Here is an 8,885-nt window from a genome sequence, read left to right as displayed (position 1 = left end):
ACTTCGCTAAAAAAGAACTCCACACTAAGGTGGAGTTATTGGCAGTTTGGGGTTACACGAGGAGTAAAATACGACTTAACCACCTGCTAATTTGACTTTGTGTCCTTTCGATTCAAGCAATGTTTTGAGTTGATCTCTAACATCTCCTTGAATTTCAATATCGCCATCTTTTACAGCTCCACCACATCCACATTTTTTCTTGAGTTCAGCGGCAAGCAGCTTTAGAGCGGCATCGTCAAGGTCTAAACCTTTTACAATAGTGACACCTTTTCCTTTACGGCCTTTAGTTTCACGGAAAATGCGGACAATACCATCGCCTTTTGGACGCTCTATTTTTTCATGCTCAGGCTTAATGCGCCCGACTTCGGTTGAATACACCAATGTCATACTTTTACTATCTTTTTTGTTGCGCTTGTTGTTGCATCGCTCGTTGTCTTGCAACGAGGTAAGCTTCGATATGTTTTTGAATGGCGATTTTGGAACCTTTAATCAAACGGCCATTAAAAAAGCAATACCACTCGTTAGCTTCACCGGTATCGTTTTTGATAGTGAAGCCATTGAATTGCTCTTGAGCTCCAGCCGAAACTTCACGTTTTTGGCCGATCGACTCAAATTCTTTTGGATCAATAATCGATGCAGTATCGCAAAACCAGTCAATGCTCTTCTTTACCGCAGCCAAATTACCCGTCAATACGTGGTTTTTTATCCTGACTTGCCATATTTCAGTTGAATTGGCAGCCGATTGGAGATTGAAACCTCGATAGATTGCAACAGCCATAGATACTCTGCTTTTTTATCCCTAGGTACCTAAATAATAATTCTATATCTCAGGTTATCAAGTATATTGTCGCTAATTCTTTAGCTTACATAGAGTTATCTCATGTCTGTTACGACCTTTTCCAACTAAATCGGCGGATCTGAGTGACAACGTCACCCAGACCCTAATGCCCTATTTCGCATTTACTAATGTGTTGGTGACACATTGTGCGAGGAACTCACTAAATCGATGTCCATTGTGCTCTAGCATTTTCGGAAACATGGAAATCGGTGTCATTCCTGGAAATGTATTGACCTCATTGAGGTAAATTTGTCCCTCTTGAGTCAAGAAAAAGTCGATCCGAGATAAATGACGAAGATTCATATGGATGAATACACGTTCAGCATATGTTTGAATTAATTCTTTGTGTTTCTCGGTTAGATTTTCAGCTTCTAAGACGGTTCTGGCGTGGCTATTCGCACTGTACTTTTCTTCATATGAATAGAATGTACCTTCTGGTGCAATCACTTCTCCCGGCTTTGAGATATAGAGTTTTCCGTTCATCTCATAAGCAGAAACCTCTAACTCTCTAGGTTTAACGGCTTGCTCGACAAGAACTTGCTCTGAGAAACCAAAAGCAGCCTCAATGGCTGGGGCAATCTGATCTTCTGTGGTTACTTTGTAGCATCCGACTGAAGAACCCTGACGAGCAGCTTTGACAAAGATACTTCCCCAATGACCAAAAGCTTGCTTGGCTTTTTCAATCGAGCTTGGTGTATTTTGGGTTAAAAATAAATACGGAGTGTTAGGAATACCTAATGCGTCATACCACAGTTTGGACGTGATTTTGTTAAAACTGTTTGCACTGGCTTCTGGCCCACAGCCTAGATAAGGAATGCCTGCCAGTTCTAACATGGATTGAATATCCCCAGTTTCTCCCGGGAAACCATGGATGCAAGGAACAACAAAATCTATTGGGTAGGAAGCCTTATCGCTATTTAATGTTGCGCTATTTGTATCGAGGTATACGAGGGCTCCTTGTTCGGAAAACCATCCCTCTTTTTTCATCTCGACTCGAATCACGTGAAACTCTGGAGTCAGTTCAAGCTGTTGTTGGATGTAGTTGGCTGATACGAGAGAAATTTCGTGCTCAGATGAGCCGCCACCGCACAAAAGTAGGATTGTTGTCTTAGTCATTAATCTTTCCGTGACACCGAAGTAGTAATTGATGGCTATGATAGTTCATTCAATGTGAAGTTTCAGTCAATGTTATCGTTTCTCACGAAAACCTTATTCAACTGCTCACAGAACAAACAATAAAGGGGCCTACGCCCCTTTAAAGAAGTATTAGTTGAGCTTATTAAGCGTCGGGAATTCCGAGTTTTTGATCGAATCAATGCTTTTCACGAAAGGCTTCATTTCTCGCAACTCAACTGGAAGGCTTGAAATAGCAGCAGCGGCCTCTTGGCGAGTCGCATAATCTCCGTAAAGTACGGTATACCATTTTGTACCATTGACCAGTTTGTAGTTTTCCCAAATAGGTTGGCCATTTCTAGGGAGTTTAGATGCGAATTGGTCCACTTTACTTTGCGCACCCACAGCAACCACTTGAATGGTAAAACCATAACGAGGATTCATTGCGACTTGTTTGGCGCTAGGCGGAGTAATGGAGACGGCAGGTTTAGCCTGTGGACTCATCTTGACTACTTTTTTCTCGCTGTCCGGCGTCATTTTTACAACGTTTTGTTCAACGTTCTGCTCAGAAATGCCGTCTGCCACACCATATTCGGAAATGACAGGCTGCTCAACAGCGGCAACTGAATATTCTTCGCGATGACTTTCTGTCTTCACGTCTGTGGTGTATTCACCGGATGCGCAAGCTGCAAGAAGTGCTGATAGCCCGATAACTGCGATTTTTTTCATAGATATAGTCATGCCTTAGGTACAAAGTGCTTTAAATCATGCACATTGCAACCAAGAGAATCAAGCTTACCGAGTCATTATATGCATCTATCCTGTGATTTATGGCACAAACTAACCAAAGGGAACTGTAAACTCGATCACAGAGGGCTGTTCTCGCCCAACAGAGCTCACAAGAATTGGTTACCATATAAACAGACATTCCATTAGGTAGGCAGGGTATGGACCACTTGAATCAACTGCTTAGACCCAAATCTGTCGCTGTGATTGGGGCATCCGTTCGGTCTTTCCGTGCGGGTAACATTGTGATGAAAAACTTACTTCAAGGTGGTTTTGATGGTGCCATTATGCCTGTCACGCCCTATTATCCTGCCGTTTGTGGTGTATTGGCTTACAAAACGATTTCCGACCTCCCGATTGTGCCTGATATTGCGATTCTTTGTACTCACGCCTCGCGCAATGTCAGCTTATTTAAACAGTTAGCCGAGAAAGGCGTCAAACAAGTGATTGTTTTATCTTCCGATATGTACTCTTTGGATGCACAAGGCGAAGAAATTCAAGCCCAGTGTATGACGATAGCCAAATCTGTGAATATGCGAATTTTGGGGCCTAATAGTTTGGGGCTTATCTTGCCTTGGATGCAATTCAATGGCTCGTTTTCTCCCGTTTCAGCCTTAAAAGGCAATATTGCTTTTGTGTCACAATCTGCGGCGGTATGTACCACTATCCTTGATTGGGCTAATGATAAAGGTATTGGTTTTTCAGCATTTATTTCTTTAGGTAATGCAAGTGACATTGATTTTGCTGACTTGCTCGATACCCTCAGTACCGATAAACATACCGATGCGATCTTACTGTATGTCGATACGATTCGTGATGCGCGACGTTTTATGTCCGCCGCTCGCGCAGCGTCTCGCAATCGACGGATCCTCGTCTTAAAAGGTGGTCGTACTAAAGCCGGAAGAAAAGCGGCACAAATGCATACCGGTGGCGATGATACTTTAGACATCATTTACGATTCTGCGATTCGCCGTACAGGCATGCTCCGAGTCAATAACACTCACGAGCTGTTTGCGGCGGTAGAGACATTGACCCATTCCGTTCCACTGCGTGGTGAACGCCTTGCGATTATTACGAATGGTGGTGGCCCGGCGATTATGGCTGTTGATGCATTATTAGAGCGCGGCGGTAAACTTGCCCAGCTTGAAGATGAGATTTATGAAAAGCTTAATCAGTCTCTTCCCCAAAGTTGGTCACACAGTAATCCTGTCGATATTGTCGGTGATGCTGATCATCAGCGCTATGTCTCCACCTTAAACATTTTGTTGGAAAGCGAGAACATTGATGCGATTTTGATCATGCATAGCCCTTCTGCAATCGCGCATTCAGAACAAACCGCTCAAGCACTGGTTGAAGCAGTGCAAAAGCATCCGCGTGCCAAAAGATTTAATATTTTGACCAACTGGTCTGGTGAATTATCGGCCAAACCCGCACGTACTCTTTTCAATCAGGCTGGGATACCGACTTACCGTACGCCCGAAAGTGCGGTGACGGCATTCATGCACTTAGTCGAGTACCGACGTAACCAGAAGCATTTGATGGAAACCCCGACCACAACAGAAGTGGTACATGCTTCAGAGATGCAAACTGCAAAGTCATGGATACATGAACACTTAGGTGAACATGATCAGGTCAATCTCGATACTCATCAAATTGGCACGTTGCTTAAATGCTTTAATTTCAATGTATTGCCAACATGGATTGCTTCTGACAGTACAGAAGCGGTGCATATAGCCGAGACTATTGGCTACCCTGTGGCGGTGAAGTTACGCTCCCCTGACATTGCGCATAAATCCGATGTGCAAGGTGTTATGCTTAACTTGCGTAACCGGATAGAAGTGGCCAATGCCGCGCAAGCGATTCTGGATAGAACTCAACTCTCCTACCCTTCAGCGAATATTCACGGTTTATTAGTTCAAGGGATGGCAAAACTGGCTGGCGGGGAAGAACTTAGGATCAAAGTCAAAACCGATGTGACTTTTGGGCCAGTAATTTTATTAGGACAAGGCGGTTCTGAGTGGGATGAATCACTCGATGCCGCTGCCGCGCTACCCCCTCTCAACATGACGCTAGCGCGCTACTTAATTGTTCGAGCGATACGTAGCGGTAAAATCCGGCTACAAAAACTCCCCGTCCCTATTGATATTGAAGGATTATCTGAATTTTTAGTCCGTATTTCACAAATGGTTGTTGAATGCCCACAAGTGCATGAGCTGGATATCCATCCCCTGCTTGTCAACGGCAGCCAGTTTACTATTCTTGATGCTAATTTGGTGCTACGCCAATTCACTGGCGATGCCCAAAGCCGCCTTGCTATTCGACCCTATCCCACCGAGTTGGAAGAAAGGTGCCAAGCACGTGATGGAGAGTGGCTTACTGTACGCCCCATATTGCCTGAAGATGAACCGAAACATGCCGCCTTTATCAAGAAAGTATCCAAGGAAGATCTCTATAAGCGCTTTTTCTCTGATGTCGGTGAGTTTAACCATGAAGCTTTAGCAAACTTAACTCAAATTGATTTTGACCGAGAGATGGCGTTTGTCGCGGTGAGTGGTGAAGGTGAGGATTCTGAGATTATTGGGGTTTCTCGAGCGTTAATTAATCATGAGAATACCGATGCGGAATTTGCCATCCTGATTCGCTCGGATTTGAAAGGAAAAGGGCTAGGTAAGATATTGATGCGTAAGATTATTGATTATTGTAAAGCCAAAGGGACGCAGCAAATGTCGGGCATGACCATGCCGACCAATCGCGGCATGTTAACCCTAGCGCAAAAAATGGGCTTTGCCGTCGATATTCATTTTGAGGATGGCACTGCTGACATGGTTCTGCCATTACGCTAAATATAAAAGTGACAGAAGATCTCAAAGATCCTCTGTCACTTTTTTTGATCTACTCCCAGCGCCAATTCTTCTTCAGGTATTGAATACACCAAGATTTGGCTTCACCCATCTGGTTACGTCGCCAGGCAAGTACGATATCCATCTCTAGATCTTCAGAGCCATGAATAGCTTTTAGTTCACCTTTATCAATATAAGGTTGAGCCACTTGCATTGGCAGAGTACCAATCCCTAAGCCCGCCACTAACGCTTTGCATTTTACGTCCAAATTACTGACCGTTAAGCGAGGTTGACGCTGTAGAATGTTTACACTCATTGCTGGCTGTTCACGAGCCGTATCGGCAATGGCAATAGCACGATACTTTTCTCTGGCCTCTTCATTAAACTCCCCCGAACGACGATGCACATAGTGTGTCGGCGCGGCAACCCAGATCATTTTCATCGTGCCAATGGTTTCTGCTTTCACATCCTGTGGTAAGGCTTCGATGCGCGGGCAGATCAACAAATCCGCACGCCCCGTCGCTAAGGCTTCCCAGCAACCCGCCAAAATTTCATCTTGAATGCGCACTCGCGTTTTACTGATGTTACCCAGAGCTTCAACCATAGGAAAAAGATTTGCTGCGGGCACAATACCATCCAGTGCAATCGTGATATCGAGCTCCCAGCCATTTGCCAGTAACGTAGCATCATTGACCAATTTTTCGGTCGCAGCCAAGATGGCCCTGCCCCGCTCTAAGATAAGTTTGCCCGCTTCAGTAAAATTGGCTCGATGACCGGAGCGATCAAAGATCATCAAATCCAAATCCTGTTCAAGCTTTTGGATTTGATAGCTCAATGAACTCGGTGCTCGATTAAGCTCATTGGCTGCGGCTGCGAAGCTGCCTCTACGCTCAATTGCATCCAAAATATGAAGCGCTTCAAGAGTGATTGGACTTAACAATGCTCTCTCCTATTGATAGTTTACACCGTCAACTGTGATAACAGTCACGATTTACGATATCATAAATGCCATTATAAATAATATAACCCTTTGATTATAAAATTCATTTAGAAAACTCAAGTCCTGTTCTTTTCACATTACGCAAACAATTAAACACAAATGATAGCAATTATCATTAATATTTATTAGAATTCCTGCGTTTTACTCAACATGGAAATTGCAGGTAGTTCAAATGTATAAAAAGTCTCTGCTCTCTAGCGCGATCATGCTAGCACTCGTGCCTTCAGCATACGCTGAACAAGAGTCACAATTCAATGAAGTTGTCGTCACAGCGACACGCTCAGCTCAGGATAAACAAGATGTTGCTGCTTCAATTGATACCGTCAGCGCTAAAGATATTGATAGAAGTTTGGCCACAAATGCTAAAGATGCACTCAAATACACCCCTGGTGTAGAAGTGAAATCTGGTAGTCGCTTTGGTATTTCAGGTTTCAACATTCGCGGCATGGAAGATAGCCGGATATTGACAGTTATTGACGGCGTTCAGCAACCAGTCGGTTATAACCCAGGTGCTTCAGAACAACGCAAATACAGTAATGCCATTGAGGTAGATACTTTACAATCGATTGAAGTGAATAAAGGTCCCTCTTCGACTCTATATGGTTCGGATGCATTGGGTGGTTTAGTTCAGTTTCGTACCAAAAACCCAAGTGACGTGTTAGTGGGTGACGGTGATGGCCATCGCTTTGGTATTAAGTCAACCTACACTTCTGTGGACGAGCAGTTCAAAAATACTCTGACTTGGGCAATGCGCGAAGGCAAACTCGAGACGTTAGTAATGGCCACTTATGCACAAGGTCACGAAACTCAATCTCACGGCTCAGGCGCTGACATTGAAGGACCTAAACGCGGTGCAACTAACCCTGCTGATACGGATCTAGGTAATGTGCTTGCTAAAGCTCAGTACCAAGCAAATGAAAACCATCGTTTGGGGTTAACCCTAGAGCATTACACTAAAAACTATGATGAAGATGAACTCAATTACAATGGCTATGCAATTATGCCAGGGTTTGTCTATAGCAATAACTTTAATGAAGACGTGAATAAACGTACTCGTATCTCATTAGAACATCAATGGTTAATGAATGCTTTACTCGCAGACGAAAGCAACCTAGCACTAAGTTACCAAGACTCTAGCTCTTTGAATAAGAACTACGATACAACACCAAGTAGTGGTGCACGTATGCGTGAGCGTGATTCAGCGGATAAAGCGCTGCAATTTGATGCCCAATTTAATAAGTTAGTTGAAATTGATGGTGTATCTCATGATGTAACATACGGTGGTAGTTTCCTTAACAATGCATTCAGTCTCGAAAACACCGACCATTTTTATAGAACAGGGACCTCTCGTACAGGTAGCACAGGTGTACCAGATGCAGATATCGTAAAGTGGGGTTTATTTGCTCAAGATCAACTCTATTTAATGGATGAGCAACTAATCCTAACCGCGGGTTTACGTTATGACTCGTTTGAAGCTACACCAAAAACAGACGCAGGTTTTACTACCCAATATCAACCAAATAAAGACAATGCCTTTACCGGGAAGTTGGGTGCAGTTTACCACTTAAAAGAGAACCTCGCGCTGTTTGGCCAGATCAGTCAAGGATTTAAAGCTCCAACGGTTTATGACCTTTACTATTTCTACAATCAAGGGGCGATTATTGAAGCTAACCCTGATTTAAAAGCTGAACGCAGTATCTCGTATGAAGTGGGAACTCGCGGAAATAATGCGTATGGCAATATGGAATTTGCTGTATTTATCAATGATTACAAAGACTTCATCACACAAACTAAAACTGGTCAGTCTGGTGGCAAAGATGTAATCAGTAAATACAATATCGACGAAGTTCGTATTTACGGTGCAGAACTCAGTTCTACTCTATTACTGGATACGGTATCTCCTCTTCCTCATGGTAGCTATGCTCGCCTAGCGGTCGCTTATGCGCACGGTGAAGATAAAGCAACGGGTAAAGAGATTGATACCGTTGCGCCATTAACCAGTGTGTTGGGGCTAGGTTATGATCAAGTGAACTTTGGTTCAGCGCTCAATGTGAAAATGGTGGCCAGCAAAGATGAGTGGCAACTTGATAACAACCTCGATGTAGCGGGTTATACCGTAGTTGACCTTACTGCGTATTATGTTCCAGTAAAAGATCTCACGGTTCGTGCTGGACTGTTTAACTTATTTGATAAGAAGTACTGGCACTACTCGGATATTTCTGGAAAAACAGGAACCGAAGCGTTCAATATTGACTACCAATCTCAACCAGGACGTAACTGGGGGATTTCTCTCGATTACCAGTTCTAA

General features: G+C 43.7%; 7 protein-coding genes. 2 read left to right on the top strand and 5 right to left on the bottom strand.

The window, feature by feature from the left end:
- Positions 1-75: 75 nt before the first annotated feature.
- The 4 genes from yciH to GOU96_RS11185 all read right to left on the bottom strand — a co-directional run bounded on the left by yciH (position 76) and on the right by GOU96_RS11185 (position 2,680).
- The gene (gene yciH / locus GOU96_RS11200) at positions 76-387 is read right to left on the bottom strand and encodes a stress response translation initiation inhibitor YciH (RefSeq protein ID WP_000177186.1); all 312 of its coding nucleotides are present in this window, start codon (positions 385-387) and stop codon (positions 76-78) included.
- Positions 388-394: 7 nt separating this feature from the next.
- Entirely contained in the window at positions 395-778 is a 384-nt protein-coding gene (locus GOU96_RS11195; RefSeq protein ID WP_000257351.1) for a DUF3319 domain-containing protein, read from the bottom strand.
- Between the two features lie 171 nt (positions 779-949).
- Positions 950-1,954: a D-alanine--D-alanine ligase gene (locus GOU96_RS11190; protein ID WP_000169447.1), complete on the bottom strand. Its 1,005-nt coding sequence runs from the start codon at positions 1,952-1,954 to the stop codon at positions 950-952.
- Positions 1,955-2,104: 150 nt separating this feature from the next.
- Positions 2,105-2,680 (bottom strand): SPOR domain-containing protein, encoded by a 576-nt coding sequence (locus GOU96_RS11185; RefSeq protein WP_000717554.1) that lies wholly within the window; start codon positions 2,678-2,680, stop codon positions 2,105-2,107.
- A 218-nt stretch (positions 2,681-2,898) separates the two neighbouring features.
- On the opposite strand from GOU96_RS11185, the gene GOU96_RS11180 reads away from it, so the two are divergent.
- Positions 2,899-5,580 (top strand): bifunctional acetate--CoA ligase family protein/GNAT family N-acetyltransferase, encoded by a 2,682-nt coding sequence (locus tag GOU96_RS11180; protein ID WP_054251237.1) that lies wholly within the window; start codon positions 2,899-2,901, stop codon positions 5,578-5,580.
- 49 nt (positions 5,581-5,629) lie between these two features.
- Here the strand turns inward: GOU96_RS11180 and GOU96_RS11175 are convergent, their stop codons facing one another.
- Positions 5,630-6,517, bottom strand: coding sequence for a LysR substrate-binding domain-containing protein (locus tag GOU96_RS11175; protein WP_267781834.1), 888 nt, complete (start codon positions 6,515-6,517; stop codon positions 5,630-5,632).
- 232 nt (positions 6,518-6,749) lie between these two features.
- Here GOU96_RS11175 and GOU96_RS11170 point away from each other — a divergent pair, with 232 nt between their 5' ends.
- Positions 6,750-8,885, top strand: a complete 2,136-nt coding sequence (locus tag GOU96_RS11170) for a TonB-dependent hemoglobin/transferrin/lactoferrin family receptor (RefSeq protein WP_114967751.1) — start codon at positions 6,750-6,752, stop codon at positions 8,883-8,885.

It is taken from the genome of Vibrio sp. R-1, assembly GCF_035615595.1.
Taxonomy (GTDB): Bacteria; Pseudomonadota; Gammaproteobacteria; order Enterobacterales; family Vibrionaceae; genus Vibrio; species Vibrio cholerae.
The sequence above is the reverse complement of the archived record's forward strand: the minus strand, read 5'-3'. Positions and strand labels throughout refer to the sequence as shown.